The sequence below is a fragment of the Anaerotruncus rubiinfantis genome, assembly GCF_900078395.1.
Classification (GTDB): Bacteria; Bacillota; Clostridia; order Oscillospirales; family Ruminococcaceae; genus Anaerotruncus; species Anaerotruncus rubiinfantis.
Genome location: NZ_FKLA01000009.1, coordinates 898,681 through 919,974 on the forward strand (window position 1 = coordinate 898,681; position 21,294 = coordinate 919,974).

A 21,294-nucleotide genomic window follows, 5' to 3' on the forward strand; every position below is an offset into this window, starting at 1 on the left:
CGCTACGTCCGGGCTTTAAAAGAAGGAAGGAAAAAACGTGAAAAAAATTATTTCGATACTCCTCGCAATGGCATTGTCCCTTTCCATGGCGGCCTGCGGAAGTTCTTCGGCTCCCTCCGGCGCGTCCGGAGACGCGGAGGCCGCCGAGCCGGAGACCATCCGTATCGGTGTGGTCTGCCCGCTGACCGGCGAAAGCTCGATCTACGGCGATGTGCTTTCCCAGACCATTCAGCTGCTGGCGGAACAGAAAAACGCGGAGGGCGGCCTGCTGGGCAAACAGATCGAGATCAAGGTGTACGATAACCGTGACGACGCGGTGGAAACGACCAACGCGGCGCGCAAAGCGATTCTGAACGACAAGGTTGTGGCCTTCATCGGCACCGATTCCTCCGCCAGCACCATCGCGCTTGTGGAGGTTGCCAGCGAATATGAAATCCCGGTCCTCACCAGCATCGCGACCAACTCGAAGGTCACCATGACCGACGACGGCCAGGTGCGCCCGTGGGCGTTCCGCGCCTGCCTCAACGACCCGCAGAGCGGCGCCATCCTCGGCCAGTACGCGGTCAAGGAATGCGGCTATAAGAACATTGCGATCATCTACGAGATCGGTTCCGACTTCTCGATCGGCGTCACCAATGAATTCACCAAGAATGTGGAAGCTTCCGGCGGCAAGATCGTCTGCAGCGAAGCTTACAACACCGGCGATGTGGATTACCGCGCGGTGCTCACCCGCATCAAGAATTCCGGTGACTTCGACGCGCTTTACATCGCGGCGGGATACTATAAGCAGATCGGACTCATTGCCAACCAGGCGCGCGAGCTCGGCATCGAGCAGCCGTTTTTGACCACCGAGGGCGCGATGTCCAGCGACCTGTTCAACATCGCGGGCGATTCGGTCGAGGGCATGATCTATAACGTTGCGGTCGATACCGGATCCGACAAGGTGCACACCCTGCTGGAAGACTTTATCGAGAGATGGGAGTATGACCCGAGCGTCAACGTCGGCCCGGACTGCTACCTGGCTTACGACGCATTCAAGATCCTGACCGGAGCGATCGAGAAGGCCGGTGCGGCGGATTCGAAGAAGATCCGCGACGAGCTGGAAAACACCACCGAAATCGAGGGTCTGACCAGTAAGATCACCTTTGACCCTGAAACCCATCTGGTTTACCGTGAAGTGCCGATCTGCCAGATCGAAAACGGCGATTTTAAAACCCTGGGCCTGTTTATGCCTGAAAAGACTGCATGAGCAGAGATTAAAAAACCATAACGAGTACGTGCGGTTGTAATGAACCTATAGTTACTGTGCGCGGGCTCTTAAAAAAGGAGGGTGCCTTCATTTGTTTATTCAGCAATTGATAAACGGGTTATCAGTTGGCAGTGTGTATGCATTGATGGCAGTTGGTTACGCACTCATTTACAGTCTACTCAACTTTACCAACTTCGCGCACAGTATCTCTGTTACCATCGGCGCGTTCGCAACATTCTTTTTCCTGACCTACGCGATGCAGGATCTGCTCGCGGGTGTGATCATGGGGATCGTGGCGGCGGCGGCTCTGGCGGCGTTCATCCAGTTCGTCGCCTACCGCCCGCTCTTAAAGCGCAACGCCCGGCGTGTTTACCTCATGATCATCGGGCTTGGTATTTCGGTCATGGGCGACAATCTGATCATCATTGCGTTTTCGGGAAGGTTCCGGATCTATCCGGTCAACTTCTCCTCCCAGAGCCTTGAGATTTTTGGGGCGAGCGTCGGCGTGGTGGACGTCGTTATCTTTGTGGTGAGCATGCTGTCCCTTCTGGTGGTGGAGCTTATCATCCGTAAAACCCGGCTGGGCCTTGCGATCCGCGGCGCCTCCTACAGCCTGGAGACCACCTCCCTCATGGGGGTGGACACCTACCGGCTGATTCTGGCGATCTTTTTGATTGCGGGCGCTTTGGCGGGGGTCGCGGGCGCGCTGCTCGGCGCGAAATACACGACCTATCCGTCGCTGGGCACCTTCTATACGAACAAGGCGTTCATCTGCGCGGTGTTCGGCGGCCTGGGAAGCCTTCCTGGAGCCGTGGTCGGCGCATTGGTGCTGGGCGTGTCGGAAGCGATGATTTCCGCTTATGTCTCCACCACCCTGCGTGACCTGTTCGCATACATACTGCTCATTGGTATTCTGCTGATCCGCCCCTCCGGCCTTATGGGGAAATCCAGCGAAGACAAGGCCTGAAGGAGGGTTATGAGATGGAATATTGGTTGGGTGTAGCGACTCTTGTCGGTATCTATATGATCGCTGTCCTGGGCGTGTCGATCCTATGCGGTTTTACGGGCATGTTCTCAATGGGACACGCGGGCTTCATGGCGGTCGGCGCCTACACGTCGGCGCTTTTGACAAAGCAGTTTGGAATCCCGATTTTCCTTGGCGTCATCGCGGGGATGATCACGGCCTCTATTGTCGGCGCCATCGTCAGTTATCCCACATTGAAACTGCGGGACGACTATTTCATCATTGTGACGCTGGGGATCGGCGAGGCAATCAAGCTGATCATCCAGAACGCGACTTCGATCACGGGCGGCGCGCGCGGCCTTTCGGACATCCCGAAGGGCGCGAGCTTTGGCACCGTGTGGATCATTGTAATCGTCACGATCATTGTCCTGCGGCTCTATATCAATTCGAAACATGGGCGCAACTGTATTGCGGTGCGTGAAGAGGAACTCGCGGCCCAGTCGGTTGGCATCAATATTTTCAAATATAAAATGGAAGCGATGGTCATCAGCTGTGCGCTGTGCGGATGCGCGGGCGCGCTGCTGGGCCACTATATGCACTACCTGCAGCCCAATATGTTCACAATGGTCAAATCGGATGAGTTGGTCATTATCGTCATTCTGGGCGGCCGCGGAAGCCTCACCGGCACTATCCTTGCAAGCCTCCTGCTATTGCCGCTTCCGGAACTTCTGCGCTTCGGCTCCGCCGAACAGTGGCGCATGGTGCTTTACGGCCTGCTGGTGGTCTTTGTCATCCTGTTCCGCCCATCCGGCCTGATGGGTACGCGCGAGCTGTGTCTCAAGGACTTTAAGAATGCTTTTCACTGGGTGACCGGCAAATTTAGAAAACGCCCGGCAGATGCACAAAGTCAAAAGTAACGATACGAGAGATCGGGAAAGGGATACAGCTATGGGAACAAGTACCTATTCACTGGAGATCAGGGATGCCTGCAAGCGGTTCGGCGGCATCGTGGCCACCGACCATGTCAATATCAAAGCACAGCGCGGCCAGATCTTTGGGATCATCGGCCCGAATGGCGCCGGAAAAACCACGCTGTTCAATATGATCACGGGCGTTTATCGGCCCACCGAGGGAGATATCTTCCTGGAAGGCGAATCCATCGCGGGGAAGATGCCCTATCAGATCGCGCGCGAGGGGATTGCGCGCACCTTCCAGAACATCCGCCTTTTCAACGACCTGAGCGTGTATGAAAACGTCCATATCGCCTATCAGAAGAATATGACCTATAACCTGGTGGAAGGCGTTTTAAAGACAAAGAAATACCGGGAGCAGGAGCGGCAGTGCGCCGAAGCCTGCGAGACGTCACTGAGGAGCGTGGGCCTCTGGGAGATGCGCGACCACATCGCAAGCAACCTGCCGTACGGCATGCAGCGCCGTCTGGAAATCGTACGCGCGCTGGCCACTTCGCCGAAAGTCCTGCTTCTGGACGAACCGGCCGCCGGTATGAACGAGGAGGAGTCGGAACGGCTCTCCGAAATCATCAAAAATATCCGCGACACGCACAGGGACATCACAATCCTGGTCATCGACCATCATATGGACGTCATCATGGATGTCTGCGACGCCATCACGGTCATCAACTTTGGCAAACAGCTGGCCACAGGCACGCCGGATGAGATCCAGCAGAACCAGGAAGTAATCGACGCTTATTTGGGGGTGGGTGACTAAGATGCTGCGGATAGAAAACCTGACTTACAGTTACGGCAAAATCCAGGCGCTCAACGGCGTCAGCTTTGAGATGCGGCAGGGAGAGATCATGTCCATCGTCGGCGCGAACGGCGCGGGCAAATCGACCCTGATGCGCTGCATCGCGGGGCTCTTGAAACCGCAGGGCGGCAGAATCCTTTACGATGAGAAACCGCTCACATCGGCCGCGCACGCGGTGGTGGCGCGGGGAATCGCGCTGGTGCCGGAAGGACGCTGGATTTTCCCAAACCTCACGGTGGAGGAAAACCTTCTGATGGGCGGCTACCTGGTAAAGAACCGGCAGCCCGGCCTGGAGCGTTCTTACGAGCTGTTCGAGCGTTTAAAGGAACGCCGCAGCCAGCGCGCGGGCACCCTTTCGGGCGGGGAGCAGCAGATGCTCGCGATCGCGCGCGGGCTGATGTCGAACCCGAAGGTGCTGCTGCTTGACGAGCCTTCGCTCGGACTTGCGCCGCTCATCGTCAACGATGTCATCAACATCATCGACGAGATCAACAAACAGGGTGTGAGCGTCCTGCTCGTCGAACAGAATGCGCGCAAAGCACTTAAAATTGCACATCACGCCTGTGTTATCGAACAGGGCAGAATTGTCAAATTCGGCACCGGCGATGAAATTGCCAAAAGCGAGAGCGTGGTCTCCGCTTATCTTGGCAAACGGAAAAATGAAGGAGAAAGAGGGCAGCAGTCATGAAAGATTATCTGCAGATCGGCGGAAAAGTAGCGATCGTCACCGGTTCGGGCCGGGGCATCGGCCGTGGCGTGGCGGAGGAGCTCGCCGCCTACGGCGTGAAGGTCATGGTCAGCGATATCAACGATGAAAACGGGAAGAAAGTCAAGGAAGGGATCATCGAAGCGGGTGGCATTGCCGAATACTGTCACTGTGATATCATGAAAATCGAGGACATCAAGAATCTGGTTGCCGAGACGGTCCGGGTGTTCGGTACAGTTGACATTCTGGTCAACAATGGCGGCGGCGGCGAGCCTCCGTGCGATTTCTTCACCATCACCGATGAGCGTTGGGACCACTACATTCGCTTCAACCTCTACAGCGCGTTCTTCATGATCCGGGAAGTGTTCCCGTATATGCGCGCCCAGAAGAGCGGCAAGATCGTGAACATCAGTTCCGGTTATGCGATCGGCGGCGGCGACCAGTGCGCCCACTATGCTTCCGCGAAGGCGGGCATCATCGGGCTCACCACTTCGATTGCGAAGGAAGCCGCGCCGTACAACATCAACGTGAACGTCATCCCGGTCCCGACGACCGACACCCCCGGACTGCGGGAAGCGGACTTCGAGCTGGTCGCGGACGAGATCCCGCTCATCCCGATGGGACGCATCGCGGTGCCGAAGGACGTTGCGAACACGGTGCTGTTCCTTGTTTCCGAAGCGGCGGACTATGTGACCGGCCAGATTGTCGCGCCCAACGGCGGCAAACGGATGCTGGTGTAAGGGCGCCCGGTTAAGAAATACGGGGCGGCCGGGAGTCAGAATATGGTTCCCGGCCGCCTTTTTAGGCTTTTGCAGATTTGCGGCCGCGGCTGGCGCGGCAAGAATACCAACGAAAAGGAGCAATCATTATGGTTTGGCCAAACAAAGCCAAATGCGCGTTTTCCCTGGGCTTTGACATGGACGGCGACACCATCTGGCGCAACAAGATCCGGCATCTGCCGAACGGTTCCGCCTATATCAAAGGGCCGTCGATCGGTCAGTATGGACCGCGCAGAGGCGCTCAGCGCATCCTTGAAATTCTGGAGGAGTATGATCTTCGGGCGACCTGGTTCATACCGGCGGACATGGTGCGGGAATATGCGGACGTGGTGGAAAAGATCCTAGCCAAGGGCCACGAGATCGCCCACCATGGGCTTGACCACACCGGCGCATACGGAAAAACCTTTACGGAGCAGGTCGAGCGGTTCGAACGCTGCCAAGAGATCTTCTTAAAATATGCCGGTGTGAAGGCGCTCGGCATCCGTCCGACCGGTTCGCTGCTGCCCGAGACCGAGCGCTGGCTTTACAGCGACGGCGGCTTTGTCTATTCCAGTGCGGGCACCAGCGGCGAGGAATGCGGCTGGTACAAGGTCGAGGGGACGCCGACAAAGGGCGTCAACATCCCCTGCCGTGACGAACAGACCGACGACTATGTTCAGACGGTCCTGCACAACTACCCTGCGGTGCTCGAAGGGATGCCGCGGCTTGCCTCCTACGACTGCGTTTACCAAAACTGGATTCGTGAAGTGGAAGGCGCGGCGCGTTTCGGAAATTCCGGTTCCACCGCGTTTCATCCGCAGATCGCGGGAACCCCGGGCCGCGCAATTATGCTGGAGAAGTTCTGCAAATATCTTGCGGAAAATCCCGATGTCTGGAGCGTCCCCTGCATTGAAATTGCAAACCACTTTAAATCGGTCATGGAGGGCAAAGGTCATGAGGAATGAAAAAGCAGTATGGCCGGAAGGGAAAAGATGCGCCGCTCTGATCAGCGTGAACCTTGACGCGGAATTCTATGGGCGGATTTTCTATCCGGAGGTGGACGTGGACGAAGGGGATATCCTGCGCCTCGGCCGCACCGGTATGGAATTTGGACTGCCGCATCTGCTGGATGCGCTCGACAATTACGGCGTGAAGGCCACTTTTTTTGTGCCGGGAGAAGTGGCGCGCCGTTATCCGGAAAAGGTGAAAGAAATTGCCGCGCGCGGCCATGAGATCGGCTGCCACGGACTAAAGCATGAGATCTTCGCACATCTTCCCCGCGCGGAGCAGGAAGCTCGGCTGCGCGAGGCCCGGTCGATCCTCAGGGAGACGGTCGGAAAAGACCCGGTGGGCTTTCGGATGCCGGAAGGGGAGATCACCGAGGAAACCCTCTGTGTCGCAAAGGAATTGGGCTTTGCCTATTCGAGCTCGCTTTCGGACAGTGACCTGCCGTATATCCGCGAACCGGCGGGCCTGCTGGAACTGCCGATTCATTGGGCGCTTTTCGATCTGCCGTATTTCACCTTTGCGTTCGATCCGCCGATCCCGCCGGGACAGGCGCGCAGCGCTTCGATGGACGACGTGCTGCAAAACTGGCGCTATGAGCTTGAGGGCGCGCGCCGCTGGGGCACCTTGCTGAACCTCCAGCTCGACCCGCAGGCGGTCGGCGAGCAGGGACGCATCTTCATGCTGGAAAAGCTGCTCGACGAGATGCAGCGCGCGGGCGACGTCTGGATCGCCACCGGCGAGGAGATTGCCGCGCGCTGCGGGAAGGCATAACCGCCCCATAACAGAAAATCAGAACAAAGGAGTCTCCCGTCATGTCAGAAACCGCACTTAATGCAATGGCAAAACAGTATGAGGAAATGACCTTATGCAAAAGCCGGTACGACGATATCGATATCCAGTGGTATACCGAAGGCCCTTTCTGGAGAAGGACCGATATGCGGTATTCCCGCGAATACAAGATCCTGCCCGACTATGAGATCGCGGACGCGAAACACGGGCGCACCCTGCGCGACATTCTGGACGAGTCGACCCACCTGCTTGACAACCTCGCGCTCTACAAAAAAACCGCCCGCCCGGAAGAAATCCACCGGGTCAATTACCTGATCGACCACGTGGGCCATGTGCGCACCCGCACCCGGATGCTGCTGGGTGAAAAGATCCCGTTCGATACGATGACCGACGAGCTTTACAGCCTGGTGGCACCCGCCTATGACTACAAAAAATTCGACGATATCCTCGCGGAGCTCGGCCAGGCGCTGCCCGGCGCGGGTTCCGCGCAGGAGAAGGCCTGGGTGTTCCGTGAAAAAATCTCCATTCCAAAGGACAGGGTCCTGCGGGTTCTCAAGGAGACCACCCAGGTATTCCACGATATCTCGATGCGTAGGATGACCCTCACCGGCAACAGCATGCCGCGGGTACGGGTGCGCGAATATGCCGATCCGGGCATGGCGTTTTTGTCGATCCTGTTCGGTTATGACTACAACCACCTCGAATATGAACGCAACTTCAATCTGAACTTCCCCTGGACAGTGGATAATGTGGTGGAATGCATCGGACATGAGATGGAACCCGGCCACATCACCTACTATGAGAAGCGCACCCAGACCTTTATCGATACCTGCTGGCCGGAGATGGCGGTCGTTTCGCAGTTTTCTTCATCTTCAGCCTTCACTGAAGGTTCGGCGCGGTATGTTATCCCCATGTGCTTTGACCTGTCGATGGAAAAGCAGCTCGACTTTGAGCGTGAAACGATCTTTAAAAACGCCGGCCTGGATACCGGGCTGGTCGAATTGATGCCGCTCTGGCACAAGTACGTCGAGATTGCGGGCTATGCGAAGCTCGAGGTCACCCGTAATCTGTGGGAGAACCGCTGGAGCGAAGCGGAAGCGGCGGCGTTCCTGAAAAAGTATGCGGTCATCGGCAAGGACGCGGAGGACTCCTGCGTGAGCCGCCTTGCCGCGGATGACGGACATTTTGTGGCGCACGATTATGCCCGCGACGTGGTCAAGGATTACTTCAACGCGGTCGCGCCCACAGTCGATGAGCAGTGGCGGCTGTATGAGAGCCTTTGCTGCGCCGATATGTCGATGCGGGAGATCCAGGACAAGACCTTCCGGATCGATTTCTAAGCGTTTTTCCTTCTTTTAATCAGCAAGGGGCCCCATACCATCGGTATGGGGCCCCTTGTGTTTTTATCCGCTTTTATTTATTCTGATTCGGTGTTCATACAGAGCGCCGCGGCGTAAAGCCCCAGGCAGAAGTAGAAGCCCGCTTCGGAAAGGCTGATTGCAATGTCGGTAGCCTTTCCAAAGAACGGCGTGGCCAGGATGCCCGCCGAAACGCTGAGCGCCACAATTGCGAAGGAAAGCCCGAACGCGGTCATCTGCCGCATGCCTTTTTCCGGGTTCACGCCGCCCATCACCCGGCCGTACGCGAGCAGGAACGGCACCAGCAGGATCAGCATCACAACGGTGTAACGCTGGTCGGAAACGCTGCGGATCGCAGTATAGGACATATAGGAGGTCAGCAGATTGGCAACCTGCCAAATGAGCGGCACCAGCATCAGTAGGCCGTTGATCCGGAAGGTACGGGAATCGCCCGTGCCTTTAAAACCGATATAGATGAACAGCACAGCCGAGACAACCGGCGCGGCGGCAAGACAGATGAGCCGCAAAAGGAGCATCAGGGCGCCCACCACGACAGGGCCCGGAAAATCGAGGTCGGCCATATATGAAAACTGCGCGAAAGCGGAAAGCCCCGCGACTGGCAGCGCCACGATACCCGCAAGGGCGGCCATCCCGCGCACCTGGTTTGGATAGGCCGCGTAGACCGTGGATGTGTTCTTTCTGGAAAACAGTGCGCTTACAATGATTGCGATGCAGGACGCGCCAAGGATTACGCCGTAAGCGATGGCGAAAAGCTGGCCTTCGTCGGTGTAAAAACCGGTATCCGGGTCGATATAGGATAGCTTCAGATAGATGCGCAGGCCGACGCAGGCAACCATAGAAAAGAAAAAGATGAATTTGGAAGTTTTATAAGGCATCGAAATCCTCCGTATTGTATGGATTCTTGAAATTTGCATATTATTAACCTAATAATTATACCTCTTGCCATCGGGGATGGCAAGAGGTATCTTTTTTTGGATTTGGATTATTTGCGCTCCGCAAGGGGGATATACGGCCGGTCGCCAATGACAGGCTTGTAGGCGGGGCGCATGATCTTATTGCTGGTGCAGATCTCCTCGAGCCGGTGGGCGCACCAACCGACCGTGCGCGCGATGGCAAAGAGCGGCGTATGCAGCTCGTCCGGGATGCCGAGCATCCGGTAGACCAGCCCGGAATAGAGGTCGACATTGTTGGAGATCGAGCGGTCGGTTTTCCATTTTTCACGCAGGATATTGGGCGCGAGACGTTCCACCGCATTGAGCAGGCGGAATTCCCCTTCAAAATCGGTGCCGTGCGCGAGGCGGAACGCGTTCTTTTTGAGCACGGCGGCACGCGGATCGCTTTTGGTATAGACCGCGTGCCCAATGCCGTAGATGAGCCCCGACCGGTCTCCTGCCTCCCGGTTGACGACCTTGCGCAGATAGTCGCGGATTTCGTTGTCGTCATCCCAATTTTGGACATTTGCCTTGAGATATTCGAGCTGTTCTATGACTTTAAAGTTGGCGCCGCCATGCCTTGGGCCTTTGAGCGCACCAATGCCTGCGGAGATGGCCGAATAGGTGTCGGTGCCGGAGGAGGTGAGCACCCGCACGGAAAACGTGGAGTTGTTGCCGCCGCCATGCTCGCTGTGCAGCATCAGGCATAGGTCAAGCAGATTCGCTTCCTCTTCGGTAAAGCGTTTGTCCGAGCGCAGCAGGCGCAGAATGTTCTGCGCGGTGGAGAGCTCGGGATCGGGGTTGTGCAGGTACATGCTGCGTCCGTCGTAGACGCGCTTTTTCACCTGATAGGAATTGACCATGATCGAAGGCATCCGCGCAATCAGCTGGATCGACTGGCGCAGGACATTTTCGATTGAAGTGTCATCGGGGCGGTAGTCATAGGTATAGAGCGCCAGGACCGACCTGGCGAGCATGTTCATGATATTGGGGCTTGCGACCTTCATAATCATATCTTCTGTAAAGTTGTCGGGCAGATTGCGCGATTCAGCGAGCATCTCCTGGAATTTGGCGAGCTGCTGACCGGTGGGAAGATTGCCAAGCAGCAGGAGCCAGGCGGTTTCCTCGAAACAGAACCGGTTGTCAGCGGCGCAGCCAGCGATAATGTCGTTGATATTGACGCCCCGATAGGTCAGCTCGCCGTCGATGGGAACCTTTTCCCCCTCGTTGATGAGGTAACCGTGGACGTTACAGATCTGGGTGATGCCAGCCATCACACCGGTGCCGTCCGCATTGCGCAAGCCACGCTTTACGTTGTATTTGGAGAAGAGTTCCGGATTGATATTGTTATACTGCGCGTACTCGCTGCATAAACTTTTAATATCCTGCTGCAGCTGTTCGCTGGGCAGGTCGAGTTCCTTCATATGCATGATTCGGTGGCTCCTTTCGTCGGTTGGATGCGTTTGACATCGCCGGATGACAGATATAATTGTACTGTAGCTATGGGGTGAAGTCAAGCAAATACATTCTGAAAATAGAAATAATATGAAGGCGTTCGTGAAAAATCTTTCATAATGAGAGGAAGTAAAAGACAGATGAAACTGATAAACACCCTCGTGTTTGCCCTGGTTATGTTTTTGATCCCACTCCTGGCGCTGAACCAGGATGCTGGAAATCTCCAGCTTCTCCCAGTGCGGGAGCCGGCTCAAAGCGCACAGACGAATAATGAGAACCGGGTTCCTGCAAATTCGCAGCCGCAGGAAGGGGATCCTGCAGAACCGGCCGCGCCGCATCAGACGGTGGAACTGCAGGACGACGGCTTTCAAATCCTGGACGAGCGCACCGGCGAACTTTTTTCGGTGAGCGCGCGGGATTATGTGCGCGGCGCGCTTGCAGCTGAATTGCCGCCGACCTTTCATCCCGAAGCGCTCAAAGCGCAGGCGGTGGCGGCGCATACATACGCTCTGAATCTAAAGCGGCTCAACGCCGAAGGCCTCGGAGAAGAACGGCTGAATGGCGCCGACCTTTCGGCCGACCCGCTCAACTGGAAGAGTTACACCACCGAAGCGGTCTTCCGTGAACGTTACGGTGAACTGGCAGACGCCTACTGGAAAACCATCTGCGACGCGGCGGATTCGGTGAGCGCTTACCTTCTGACCTATGAGGGAGAGCCGATTGTGGCGGCCTATCATTCGATGTCCTCCGGAACCACCGAGGACGCCGCCAATGTCTGGATCGGCGGAAAGCCCTACCTCGTGCCGGTCGAGAGTTTCGGAGATACGCTCGCGCCCGATTTCGTCACGACCGAAACCTTCTCCGCCGATGAGGTCGCCGCGGCCCTGCGCGGCGCCTGTCCGGATATCCAGCTCGGGGCCGACCCGTCCGGATGGTTTTCGGTGCTCGAACGCTCGCAGGGCGGTTATGTGACAAAACTTTCGGCTGGGGATCAGCAGATGCACGGCAAGGAGCTGCGTTCGCTGCTTGACCTGCGTTCTTCCGACTTTGCAATCAGCTGGGACGGCGCAAAATTCATCTTCACAGTCACCGGCTATGGGCATGGTGTCGGCCTTTCGCAGTATGGAGCGGATTATATGGCGCGCCAGGGCGCCACCTTTGATGAGATCCTCGCGCATTATTATCCAGGCACCACCCTGGCGGCAATCGGGCAGTAGGAAGGAATGCGAGAAGCGCCCGCGGACGGAAGTCCGCGGGCGCTTTTTTTGTAGAGAAACCACCGGCTGTGCCGGTGGTAGAGAAAAAGCTTTAGCGAGGGGCGAGAAAAAAGAACTCCTTTTGATATAATGAAACTGCGGTCTGCCAACTGCAAGTCAAAATATCAAAAGGAGGAAGTCCAATGAAGGACACGAATAGTTTAGCACATACAAAGTGGAACTGCAAATATCATATAGTGTTTGCGCCAAAGTATCGTAGGAAGGCGTTCTATGGAGAGAATAGAGCTGAGATAGGGAAGATATTGCGAGAATTATGCAGATGGAAAGAAATTAACATTATAGAAGCAGAGGTATGCCTCGACCACATACACATGCTGATAGAAATACCACCCAAAATGAGTGTAGCGGGGTTTGTAGGGTTCCTCAAAGGTAAAAGCAGCTTAATCATATTCGAGCGGCATGCCAATTTGAAGTATAAGTATGGGAATAGAACATTTTGGTGTAGAGGGTATTACGTTGATACAGCCGGTAAGAATGCCGCAAGAATAGCAGAGTACATACAAAATCAACTTAAAGAAGATCAAGTTGAAGACCAGATGACACTCAAAGAATATAACGACCCGTTTACGGGTAGTAGATAATAATCTCATGCAAATGGCAGACCGTATATGCACCTTAAGGTGCGGCTGGCATCATAGGGCTTTGCCCGCATATGAAATACCCCCGGCTATGCCGGGGGATTATTATTACGGGACAACCCCTTGTATCCGGGGAATTTCTGTGATAGTATTGCATTGTTCGGATATAAAGACTATAATAATATTTCGCGCATTTTGGTTAAAGTTTTGCAAAGATGCCGGGGGAAAACGGCAAGAGGAGATACGGAATATGAAGATCGTGATTGTGGGCGACGGCAAGGTCGGTTATACCCTGACCGAGCAGCTCAGCAAGGAAGGCCATGACATCGTGGTGATTGACTCTAACAAACAGGTGCTGCAGGAGTCGGTCGAGACGCTCGACGTGATGGTGGTGCATGGAAACGGCGCGAGCCTCAAGGTGCAGAAGCAGGCGGATGTCGGCGACTGTGACCTGGTGATCGCGGCGACAAGCGCGGATGAGATCAACATCCTTTGCTGCATCATCGCGCGCAAGCTTGGCTGCGCGCATACCATTGCCCGCATGCGCAACCCTGAATATGCCGAGCAGCTTTTCTTTTTAAAGGAGGAGCTGGGGCTCAGTATGACCATCAATCCTGAACGAACGGCAGCGAGCGAGATTTTCCGCCTGTTGCAGTTCCCCTCCTTCCTCAAGCGGGATTCGTTCGCCAAAGGCCGTGTGGAAATTGTGGAGATTGTTCTGCGCGAAGGGAACATCCTCAACGATAAACATCTTTCTGAAATGTATAAGATTGCCGGCGTGCGGGTGCTGGTCTGTGCGGTTGAGCGGGGAGACGGGGTTTTCATCCCGGACGGAAACTTCCAGCTCAAGCAGGGCGACAAAATTTATGTCACCGCTTCGGCAGCCGATCTGGCGACGCTTATCCGCAATCTGCATATCGAGAGCCGCCGGGTGCGCGATATCATGATCATCGGCGGCAGCACAATCGCCTATTATCTGGCGGCCGACCTGCTCGATATCGGCGTGGACGTGAAACTGATCGAAACCAAGCCTGAACGCTGCCGGACGCTGGCAGAAAAGCTGCCGAAGGCGGAGATCATCAACGCGGACGGATCAAGCCAGGCGGTTCTTCTTTCCGAAGGGATCGAAAAGACCGACGCGGTGGTTACGCTGACCAATATGGACGAGGAAAACCTCCTCATCTCGATGTACGCAAACCACATTGGCGTGCCCAAGGTGGTCACCAAGATCAACCGTACCGAGTACAGTGAGGTCTTCCGGGATAAAGGGATCGATTGCGTGATCAGCCCCAAGCTGCTGACGGCAAACGATATCGTGCGTTATGTGCGCGCCATGCAGAACACAACCGGCGGATCGGTGCTGACCCTGCACCGCATCGTGGACAACAAGGTCGAGGCGCTTGAATTCCGCGTGACCGAGACCACCCGCCACCTGGGAGAGACGCTTTTGCAGATCACCCTGAAGCCGAATATCCTGCTGGCCTGCATCAATCGCTATGGGAAGATCATCATCCCAAAGGGCGAGGACACCATTGAACTCAATGACACGGTGATTGTGGTCACAACGGCCGACCAGACCATCTATGACCTCAACGACATTTTTGATGATAAAATTGAAGCGTCCGATTACGAATACACCATCAATGACCAGTATATCGTATAACGGGATTGTTTTTTCGGGAGTAAAAAGATTATGAATTATCGGATGATCCTGTTCCTGATCGGTTATATCCTGCGGGTCGAGGCGGCCTTCATGGTTCCCGCGCTCGCGGTTGCGCTGCTCTATCACGAGCAGGCCTCGGTCAGCGGCTTTTTCATCACCATTTTGATTCTTCTGGCGGTGAGCATGCTGACGGTTTTTGTCCGTCCAGAGAAAAGGACCCTCTATGTGCGCGACGGGATGTTCACGGTTGCGCTGGCATGGATCGCGGTGTCGTTCTTCGGCGCGCTGCCGTTTTTCCTCAGTGGGTCGATCCCCAGTTTTGTCGACTGCATCTTTGAAACCGTTTCCGGCTTCACCACCACCGGCGCGAGTATCCTGACCAACGTGGAGGGGCTGCCGTTCGGAATGCTTTACTGGCGCAGCTTTACCCACTGGCTGGGCGGCATGGGCGTGCTGGTGTTCCTGCTGGCAATCGTACCGCTTGCGAAGGGCTCGGGCAACTCGCTGCACCTTCTGCGCGCGGAAAGCCCGGGGCCGCAGGTCGGCAAACTGGTCCCGAAGATGCGCGACACCGCCACCATCCTCTACGGTATCTATATCGTGCTGTCGCTCATCGAGGTCATCTTCCTGCTGGCGGGCGGGATGTCGCTCTTTGACAGCATCACCACCATGTTCGGTACGGCCGGCACCGGCGGCTTCGGCGTGAAAAACGACAGCATCGCCGGCTACAGCCCCTATCTGCAGGTGGTCGTCACTGTCTTTATGGCGTTGTTCGGCGTCAATTTCAATATCTTTTATCTGCTGCTCATCCGTGAGTTTTCCAAGGCGTTCCACAACGAAGAACTGCGCGCTTACCTTGGGATTATGCTCGGATCGATTATGATCATCACTGTCGACATCATGCCGATGTTCGGCAACCGCTTCGGTGAAGCGCTGCGGCATGCGGCGTTCCAGGTTTCCTCGATCATGACGACCACCGGCTTTGCCACCACCGACTTTAACGTTTGGCCGGAGCTTTCCCGGGTGATCCTGGTGGTGCTGATGATCGTGGGCGCGTCGGCCGGTTCGACCGGCGGCGGCATCAAGGTCTCAAGGCTTCTGCTGCTCTTAAAGTCCGCAAAACGGGATCTGCAGAAGATGCTGCGCCCGCGCGCGGTCAAGACGGTGCGGATGGACGGCGAAATGATCGACGATGCCACCCTGCGCGGGGTGCACGCGTATATGACCGTTTACTGCGCGATTGCGGTTGTGTCGATCCTGCTGATCGCGCTCGACAATTTTTCGTTTGAATCGAACCTGACCGCTGTGCTTGCCTGTCTCAATAACATCGGGCCGGGCCTCGGCGTGGTGGGGCCGATCGAGAACTATTCCGTGTTTTCCGATTTCAGCAAGGTGATCCTCACCGCGAATATGCTGATTGGCAGGCTCGAGATTTTTCCGATTCTTCTCTTGTTTGCGCCGTCCATGTGGAAAAAGATCTAAAAGCCAAAGAAAAAGGCCGCTGCAAAATGCAGCGGCCTTTTTGGGCGCTTTTCAAAGGAACAGACGCATGACTTGTTCGGCCAGAAAGACAGCGGCGGTCGAGCCGAGCGCCACCGTGAGGAGCCCGCGTCCCAGATAGGCGAGCACCAGCGCGGCCAGCAGCCCGATGGCTGCGGATGCGATGCTGGAAGTGGCGAAGAGGATGTCCGGGAAGGTCATCGCGGCGAGCACGGCGTAGGGGACATACTGCAAAAACGATTTGACGAACCGGTTTTCAATCTTCCGTTTCATAAAGACGAGCGGCACCATGCGCGGGATGTAGGTGACCAGCGCCATGATAAAAATCCCGGTGAAAATACGTGGATAATTCATTCGGCGGCCACCTCCGGTTCATCCTCGTCACCCGCGGGATAGCGCAGAGCGGCGTAAGCGGAAGCGGCGATTGCGCAGAGGATGATTGCCCAGCCGCTCGAAAGGTTTTTGAGTATCGGCGTGAAGCGCAGGACACAGCTCAGCACAACCGCAATCGCGATGACGACCGCAACCGGCTTCACCTTGCGGGCAGGCGGCACGATGATTGCGATAAACATACCGTAGATGGCCACGCCGAGCGCGCTGCGCAGGACGGCGGGCAGAAGGCTGGTTGCCGTCGCGCCGAACAGGGTTCCGAGCGCCCACCCCCAGTACGGGGTGAAGATCAGCCCGGCCAGATAGGCGGCGGTGACCGGCCCTTTCTGCTGCATGCCCACCGCGAAGATTTCGTCGGTCACACCGAACGAGAGAATCGCCCGCTGCCAGGTTGGCATCGCGGGGTCCGCCTTCTGCGCAAGCGACAGGCTCATCAGCATGTAGCGGATATTGATGACGAAGGTCGTGACGGCAATCTCTATGTAGGCGCCGCCGGAGAGCAGCAGCGCCGTTCCGGCGAACTGTCCGGCGGAGGTGAGATTTGTCATCGAGATGAGCAGGGAGATCCAGAATGGCAGGCCGTTTTCGGTGCACATCATACCGAAAGTGAATGAGACCGAAAGGTATCCGAGGCAGATTGGCACACCATCCTTGAGCCCCTTTATGAATGCTGTTTTATTATTCACGTTTTGTTACTCCATTGTACTGTTCATGAGAAATCAGAGGCTGTCCACTTCGGCAAGCCAGAGCGAAGCCACCGCGTCGCTGGGCATCCGCCAGTCGCCGCGCGGCGAAAGCGAAACCGAACCGACTTTCGGGCCGTCCGGCAGGCAGGAACGCTTGAACTGCTGCGCGAAGAAACGGCGGTAGAAGTTTCTGAGCCATTTGAGGATGGTTTCGCGGGGATAGTCCTCCCCAAAGGCGTAAAGTGCGAGCCGGAAGATCTTGCGCGGTGCGAATCCCCAGCGCATCATATAGTAGAGGAAGAAGTCGTGCAATTCGTACGGGCCGACGAGGTCCTCGGTTTTTTGCTCGATTTCACCCTCGCGCGGCGGCAGAAGCTCAGGGCTGACCGGCGTTGCGAGAATGTCATAGAGCACCTCCCGCAGCTTTTCATCGTCCGCGCGCTGTGCCTCGTAGGCAACCAGATGGCGTACCAGCGTTTTGGGAATCGAGGCGTTGACCCCGTACATCGACATGTGATCGCCGTTGTAGGTCGCCCAGCCAAGCGCCAGCTCGGAGAGGTCGCCGGTGCCGACCACCAGACCGTTCGTTTCATTTGCCAGATCCATCAGCACCTGGGTTCGTTCCCGTGCCTGGGCATTTTCGTAGGTCACGTCACGTTTTTGTGGGTCGTGGCCGATGTCCGCGAAGTGCAGGTCGACCGCCTTCTTGATATCGATGTGATGCAGGGTCACGCCGAGCCGTTCGCAGAGAAGTTCGGCGTTGCCCTTGGTGCGGGCGGTGGTGCCGAAACAGGGCATGGTCACAGCGACCACATCCTTGCGGCTGCGGGCGCAGAGGTCTGCCGCGCGCACCGCGACAAGAAGCGCCAGCGCCGAATCGAGCCCGCCCGAGATACCGACCACGCAGGTGTTCGCGCGGGAATGTTCGATCCGCTTTTTTAGGCCATAGGACTGGATGCGCAGGATGTCCTCGCAGCAGCTTTCCCGGGCGGACTTATCGGACGGAATGAATGGTTTCGCGGGCACCGGGCGGGAGAGCGGCGTCTCGCGTGCCGGGAGGGAAAAGGTCGAATGCAGATAGCCTTTGTCTTTTCTCTCCGGATAGGTGGTGAGCCTGCGCCGCTCGTAGACGAGCCGCTGCGCATCGATTTCCGAGAAGATGAACCCATTTTCAAAGCGGCGGCTCTCAGCGAGCGGCACGCCGTTTTCGCAGATCAGGTTGTGTCCGGCAAAGACCATGTCGGTGGTGGATTCGCCCTCGCCCGCATCGGCGTAGAGGTAGCCGCAGACGAGCCTTGCCGACTGCCCAGAGACGAGCGCGCGCCGGTAGGCGTCCTTGCCGACCGTCTCGTCGCTGGCAGAGAGATTCACGATGACCGTCGCGCCCGCGGCGGCGTGCGCGGTGGAAGGCGGATTGGGGGCCCAGAGGTCCTCGCAGATTTCAGCCGCCACAGTGAGGCCGGGCAGCGTATCGCAGGAGAAGAGCTGGTTTTGACAGAAGGGGACCGCGTCGTCCCAGAGGTCGTGATAATCATATTCGTCCGGCGCGGGCGCAAACCAACGCTTTTCGTAAAACTCGCCATAGTTCGGCAGATGTGTTTTCGGTACGAAACCGAGAATCTCGCCGCCGCAGATCGCGGCCGCGCAGTTATAGAGCTTACTGCGGTGGATGACCGGAAGGCCCGCAAAGAGGAGCATGTCCAGCTTTGCAGTCTCCTTTGCGATTTTTTTCAGCGCTTCGAGCGCTCCTTCCAGGAGCGTCTGCTGCAAGAAAAGGTCGCCGCAGGTGTAACCGGTGATACACAGTTCGGGAAGCGCAAGCAGCTGCACCCCGGCCTCCCGCGCTTTTTTCGCAAGCGCGATGATCGAATCAGCATTATGGGCACAGTCGGCCACGCGGATGTCCGGCGTGCCGCAGGCGACCCTGATAAATCCATCCTTCATTGAAAAAATCCCTCCGAAACCTGGAATGGCGTTTCCACATATTTACCAAATTATTATACTACATTATTGCGCAGACAACCAACAAAAAATAGCCGTATAACGGCTATTTTTTTATCCTGTATGATCTATCTCAACGGGTTCGTTCAAATCCTTTGTAACGGGTCCCCTGGAAGGTGAGTTTTCCGTGGTCCCCCTCAGCGAGCATCCCGTATTCCCGGCCGGACACCCAGAATTCCAGCCGGTCGCCGCTTTCTACCTCAAAGGTGACATAGTAATCGGTGGAGGAGGTGGTGTGCATCCCGTGCGCACCGGTCGCATCACCGGCATTCATATGCTGATGATGGTGCACGTCGGTGCGCTTCGAGACGAGCGTGGCGTCCACCGTGAGGACCGGTGAAGCATTATTCCGGCTGTACTGCCGGGCGCCGACGACCGCGTTGCGGATAAAAATGCCGATGATGATGGCGAAAACGACAAAGAAAAAAATTGGAAAGAGAGTCGACATCAGGTCAAACCCGAATCCGAAAGGACTGATGCTCATGAACCAAGTACCCCCATTTCTGTCAGCTGCGCGGATGGAAGGCCGGTGAGGTCGACCGTGTAATCCGCTCCGGTGTAGGCGTAGCCGATAGGCGCGCCTCCCGCGGCGAGGTCAGCATTGTAAAAGCTGTCGGTGAACGCGCCGTAATTATAACCGGCCACGCAACCGATCCGCCGGTATTTAGCGGGAGCGGTGACGCGGACCGACACGATTCCGCGGCTGATATAAGTGTTTTCATTATGCCCGATGAACCCGCCAATGTCAATTGGAAGCTGGTTATCTTCCGCGTCCGCGGTCACGTTTCCGGTTGCGGTGCAGGTATAGACCCCGGCGTCCAGCGTGCGGCCAATGAGTCCGCCGGTCGATGCTGTGCCGGACACCTGTACGTCAGCCCGGCAGCCGCGGACCGTCCCGCCCACAAGTTTCCCGATGAGCCCACCGGTTTCTTTGCCGCCCTGTACCTGACCGGAAAAGCAGCAGTCCTCTATGACGCCGTAACAGGCGCCCGCGAGCCCGCCGGCGGGTGCGCAGTCATCCCCGGATTCCGTTTCAAGACGAACCAGCCCACCCCAAAGCGAAAGCCCGGTGACGCGTCCGTCCCTGCCGACGCAGGAAAATAACCCGGCGGGCGAGCCGGAAACGACCATCGAAAGGTTCCGGATGGTGTGACCGCCGCCATCGAAAACCGCGGAAAAACCGGCTGGGGCCGGGTCGCGCGGGTCAGTGGGCAGATAACAGCCGATCGGGTCGATTGAGATCCCGCCAAGGTCGAGGTCGGCTGTAAGTCGGTAGGTATTCGCGGCATAGGCGCTGTCGCCGGAGTTGACCAGATCCGCGAGCTTTGCAAGTTCCCGCGGCGTGCTGATCGGGATCTCCCGGCCATGCGCCGCGGGAAGAGGGAGGTTTTCGACCGATACGAACCGGTAGAGCTGCCGCCCGGCGGGAATGATCCCGGCAAGCACGGCTGGAACAGGCGCGGCCGACGGGGCGAAGACGTACCGCGCGGTGCGCCAGGCGCGGCTGTCCATTGTCCGTTCAATCGTTAAAGAAAGCCTGCCGGCCGGATCCATTTCACAGGCCAAAAGTGAAAGCTCCGGAGACGGCGGGGACGCGGGCGTTTCCGAAGGGAAGAGAAAGCCTTCGTCCGAGCCGCTTTCCGGCGCATGGCAGCCGAAAAATAAGGAACAGAGCTCATCGATCTCCGCCGCGGGGATCGAATAATGCAGAATGGTTCTGCTGTCCTGATAAACGGCATAAGGCGCAAGCCCGCCGGTTTCCCGCAGGAACGCGAATGAGAACGCCACAGCAGCTTCAGGATCGGCTTTTCCTGGTTCAAATTGCGCGCCAAGCAGCGCGTTTTCGTAAATGCGGATGTAGTCGCGCATTAAAAGGTCCTCGGCCGCAATGTTTTTCGGATCCGGAATGGAAGGGGAACCGGCGGCGTACGCGACAGGGGAGGACAACAGGCAGAGCGCGAGGGTCAACACAGCGGCAAGGATTTTGGCAAGAAATCGATTTTTCATTCTGTGCTCCTATCCATATAGTAATTATGCTGCGTGGTTATTACGTATGGTTATGATTCTTTACTATATTATACCCATTCGCAGGATGCCTGTCTATCAAATAGTGTCGGTTCCAGATTAGTTTTGTTGCATCATGCCTCCGAAATATGGTATGATTAGCCTCAGAATGCAGATGATAAGGAAGG

General features: G+C 56.7%; 20 protein-coding genes. 13 read left to right on the plus strand and 7 right to left on the minus strand.

Annotation, left to right across the window (positions count from 1 at the left end):
* The first annotated feature begins 37 nt into the window (after window positions 1–37).
* The 9 genes from BN4275_RS09880 (at window position 38) to BN4275_RS09920 (ending at window position 8,581) form a co-directional block, all read left to right on the plus strand.
* On the plus strand, window positions 38–1,249 hold the full coding sequence (locus BN4275_RS09880; RefSeq protein WP_066457501.1) for an ABC transporter substrate-binding protein: 1,212 nt from the start codon (window positions 38–40) through the stop codon (window positions 1,247–1,249).
* A gap of 91 nt (window positions 1,250–1,340) precedes the next feature.
* Complete coding sequence (locus BN4275_RS09885; protein ID WP_066457504.1) at window positions 1,341–2,216, plus strand: branched-chain amino acid ABC transporter permease; 876 nt, start codon at window positions 1,341–1,343, stop codon at window positions 2,214–2,216.
* A 14-nt stretch (window positions 2,217–2,230) separates the two neighbouring features.
* Window positions 2,231–3,130, plus strand: coding sequence for a branched-chain amino acid ABC transporter permease (locus tag BN4275_RS09890; RefSeq protein WP_066457509.1), 900 nt, complete (start codon window positions 2,231–2,233; stop codon window positions 3,128–3,130).
* 31 nt (window positions 3,131–3,161) lie between these two features.
* Window positions 3,162–3,941: an ABC transporter ATP-binding protein gene (locus BN4275_RS09895; protein WP_066457511.1), complete on the plus strand. Its 780-nt coding sequence runs from the start codon at window positions 3,162–3,164 to the stop codon at window positions 3,939–3,941.
* Between the two features lies 1 nt (window position 3,942).
* Complete coding sequence (locus BN4275_RS09900) at window positions 3,943–4,668, plus strand: ABC transporter ATP-binding protein (RefSeq protein ID WP_066457514.1); 726 nt, start codon at window positions 3,943–3,945, stop codon at window positions 4,666–4,668.
* Window positions 4,665–5,426 carry an SDR family NAD(P)-dependent oxidoreductase gene (locus tag BN4275_RS09905; protein WP_066457518.1) on the plus strand — a complete coding sequence of 254 codons (762 nt, stop codon included), beginning with the start codon at window positions 4,665–4,667 and terminating at the stop codon, window positions 5,424–5,426. The genes BN4275_RS09900 and BN4275_RS09905 overlap by 4 nt, the downstream gene beginning before the upstream one ends.
* A 128-nt stretch (window positions 5,427–5,554) precedes the next feature.
* Window positions 5,555–6,409, plus strand: a complete 855-nt coding sequence (locus BN4275_RS09910) for a polysaccharide deacetylase family protein (RefSeq protein WP_066457522.1) — start codon at window positions 5,555–5,557, stop codon at window positions 6,407–6,409.
* Window positions 6,399–7,223, plus strand: a complete 825-nt coding sequence (locus BN4275_RS09915) for a polysaccharide deacetylase family protein (protein ID WP_066457524.1) — start codon at window positions 6,399–6,401, stop codon at window positions 7,221–7,223. Before BN4275_RS09910 ends, BN4275_RS09915 begins: the two co-directional genes overlap by 11 nt.
* A 41-nt stretch (window positions 7,224–7,264) precedes the next feature.
* Window positions 7,265–8,581, plus strand: coding sequence for a hypothetical protein (locus BN4275_RS09920; RefSeq protein WP_066457526.1), 1,317 nt, complete (start codon window positions 7,265–7,267; stop codon window positions 8,579–8,581).
* A 77-nt stretch (window positions 8,582–8,658) separates the two neighbouring features.
* Here BN4275_RS09920 and BN4275_RS09925 read toward each other — a convergent pair whose 3' ends face one another.
* Window positions 8,659–9,495 (minus strand): hypothetical protein, encoded by an 837-nt coding sequence (locus tag BN4275_RS09925; protein WP_066457533.1) that lies wholly within the window; start codon window positions 9,493–9,495, stop codon window positions 8,659–8,661.
* Window positions 9,496–9,602: 107 nt separating this feature from the next.
* Window positions 9,603–10,982 (minus strand): citrate synthase, encoded by a 1,380-nt coding sequence (locus BN4275_RS09930; protein WP_066457536.1) that lies wholly within the window; start codon window positions 10,980–10,982, stop codon window positions 9,603–9,605.
* Window positions 10,983–11,147: 165 nt separating this feature from the next.
* On the opposite strand from BN4275_RS09930, the gene spoIID reads away from it, so the two are divergent.
* From spoIID to BN4275_RS09950, 4 genes are all read left to right on the plus strand, one after another.
* Complete coding sequence (spoIID, locus tag BN4275_RS09935; protein ID WP_066457541.1) at window positions 11,148–12,224, plus strand: stage II sporulation protein D; 1,077 nt, start codon at window positions 11,148–11,150, stop codon at window positions 12,222–12,224.
* A gap of 182 nt (window positions 12,225–12,406) precedes the next feature.
* Window positions 12,407–12,865, plus strand: a complete 459-nt coding sequence (gene tnpA / locus BN4275_RS09940; RefSeq protein ID WP_066457543.1) for an IS200/IS605 family transposase — start codon at window positions 12,407–12,409, stop codon at window positions 12,863–12,865.
* Between the two features lie 247 nt (window positions 12,866–13,112).
* Window positions 13,113–14,525: a Trk system potassium transporter TrkA gene (trkA, locus tag BN4275_RS09945; protein WP_066457546.1), complete on the plus strand. Its 1,413-nt coding sequence runs from the start codon at window positions 13,113–13,115 to the stop codon at window positions 14,523–14,525.
* Between the two features lie 30 nt (window positions 14,526–14,555).
* Window positions 14,556–16,007 (plus strand): TrkH family potassium uptake protein, encoded by a 1,452-nt coding sequence (locus BN4275_RS09950; protein ID WP_066457549.1) that lies wholly within the window; start codon window positions 14,556–14,558, stop codon window positions 16,005–16,007.
* A gap of 51 nt (window positions 16,008–16,058) precedes the next feature.
* On the opposite strand, the gene BN4275_RS09955 is transcribed toward BN4275_RS09950, so the two are convergent.
* The 5 genes from BN4275_RS09955 to BN4275_RS09975 all read right to left on the minus strand — a co-directional run bounded on the left by BN4275_RS09955 (window position 16,059) and on the right by BN4275_RS09975 (window position 21,109).
* Window positions 16,059–16,379 (minus strand): AzlD domain-containing protein, encoded by a 321-nt coding sequence (locus BN4275_RS09955; RefSeq protein WP_066457551.1) that lies wholly within the window; start codon window positions 16,377–16,379, stop codon window positions 16,059–16,061.
* Window positions 16,376–17,101, minus strand: a complete 726-nt coding sequence (locus tag BN4275_RS09960; protein WP_066457552.1) for an AzlC family ABC transporter permease — start codon at window positions 17,099–17,101, stop codon at window positions 16,376–16,378. The genes BN4275_RS09955 and BN4275_RS09960 overlap by 4 nt, the downstream gene beginning before the upstream one ends.
* Window positions 17,102–17,134: 33 nt before the next feature.
* Window positions 17,135–19,045, minus strand: a complete 1,911-nt coding sequence (locus tag BN4275_RS09965; RefSeq protein ID WP_066457554.1) for an NAD(+) synthase — start codon at window positions 19,043–19,045, stop codon at window positions 17,135–17,137.
* A 130-nt stretch (window positions 19,046–19,175) separates the two neighbouring features.
* The gene (locus tag BN4275_RS09970) at window positions 19,176–19,586 is read right to left on the minus strand and encodes a DUF2500 domain-containing protein (RefSeq protein ID WP_066457557.1); all 411 of its coding nucleotides are present in this window, start codon (window positions 19,584–19,586) and stop codon (window positions 19,176–19,178) included.
* Window positions 19,583–21,109 (minus strand): hypothetical protein, encoded by a 1,527-nt coding sequence (locus BN4275_RS09975; RefSeq protein WP_066457559.1) that lies wholly within the window; start codon window positions 21,107–21,109, stop codon window positions 19,583–19,585. The genes BN4275_RS09970 and BN4275_RS09975 overlap by 4 nt, the downstream gene beginning before the upstream one ends.
* Between the last annotated feature and the right edge of the window lie 185 nt (window positions 21,110–21,294).

Coding starts and splice junctions, on each gene's coding strand:
- BN4275_RS09895 (WP_066457511.1), top strand. CDS start 3,162: ATGGGAACAAGTACCTATTCACTGGAGATCAGGGATGCCTGCAAGCGG.
- BN4275_RS09925 (WP_066457533.1), bottom strand. CDS start 9,495: ATGCCTTATAAAACTTCCAAATTCATCTTTTTCTTTTCTATGGTTGCC.
- spoIID (WP_066457541.1), top strand. CDS start 11,148: ATGAAACTGATAAACACCCTCGTGTTTGCCCTGGTTATGTTTTTGATC.
- BN4275_RS09890 (WP_066457509.1), top strand. CDS start 2,231: ATGGAATATTGGTTGGGTGTAGCGACTCTTGTCGGTATCTATATGATC.
- BN4275_RS09920 (WP_066457526.1), top strand. CDS start 7,265: ATGTCAGAAACCGCACTTAATGCAATGGCAAAACAGTATGAGGAAATG.
- BN4275_RS09905 (WP_066457518.1), top strand. CDS start 4,665: ATGAAAGATTATCTGCAGATCGGCGGAAAAGTAGCGATCGTCACCGGT.
- BN4275_RS09965 (WP_066457554.1), bottom strand. CDS start 19,045: ATGAAGGATGGATTTATCAGGGTCGCCTGCGGCACGCCGGACATCCGC.
- BN4275_RS09900 (WP_066457514.1), top strand. CDS start 3,943: ATGCTGCGGATAGAAAACCTGACTTACAGTTACGGCAAAATCCAGGCG.
- BN4275_RS09975 (WP_066457559.1), bottom strand. CDS start 21,109: ATGAAAAATCGATTTCTTGCCAAAATCCTTGCCGCTGTGTTGACCCTC.
- BN4275_RS09930 (WP_066457536.1), bottom strand. CDS start 10,982: ATGCATATGAAGGAACTCGACCTGCCCAGCGAACAGCTGCAGCAGGAT.
- trkA (WP_066457546.1), top strand. CDS start 13,113: ATGAAGATCGTGATTGTGGGCGACGGCAAGGTCGGTTATACCCTGACC.
- BN4275_RS09955 (WP_066457551.1), bottom strand. CDS start 16,379: ATGAATTATCCACGTATTTTCACCGGGATTTTTATCATGGCGCTGGTC.
- tnpA (WP_066457543.1), top strand. CDS start 12,407: ATGAAGGACACGAATAGTTTAGCACATACAAAGTGGAACTGCAAATAT.
- BN4275_RS09950 (WP_066457549.1), top strand. CDS start 14,556: ATGAATTATCGGATGATCCTGTTCCTGATCGGTTATATCCTGCGGGTC.
- BN4275_RS09910 (WP_066457522.1), top strand. CDS start 5,555: ATGGTTTGGCCAAACAAAGCCAAATGCGCGTTTTCCCTGGGCTTTGAC.
- BN4275_RS09970 (WP_066457557.1), bottom strand. CDS start 19,586: ATGAGCATCAGTCCTTTCGGATTCGGGTTTGACCTGATGTCGACTCTC.
- BN4275_RS09915 (WP_066457524.1), top strand. CDS start 6,399: ATGAGGAATGAAAAAGCAGTATGGCCGGAAGGGAAAAGATGCGCCGCT.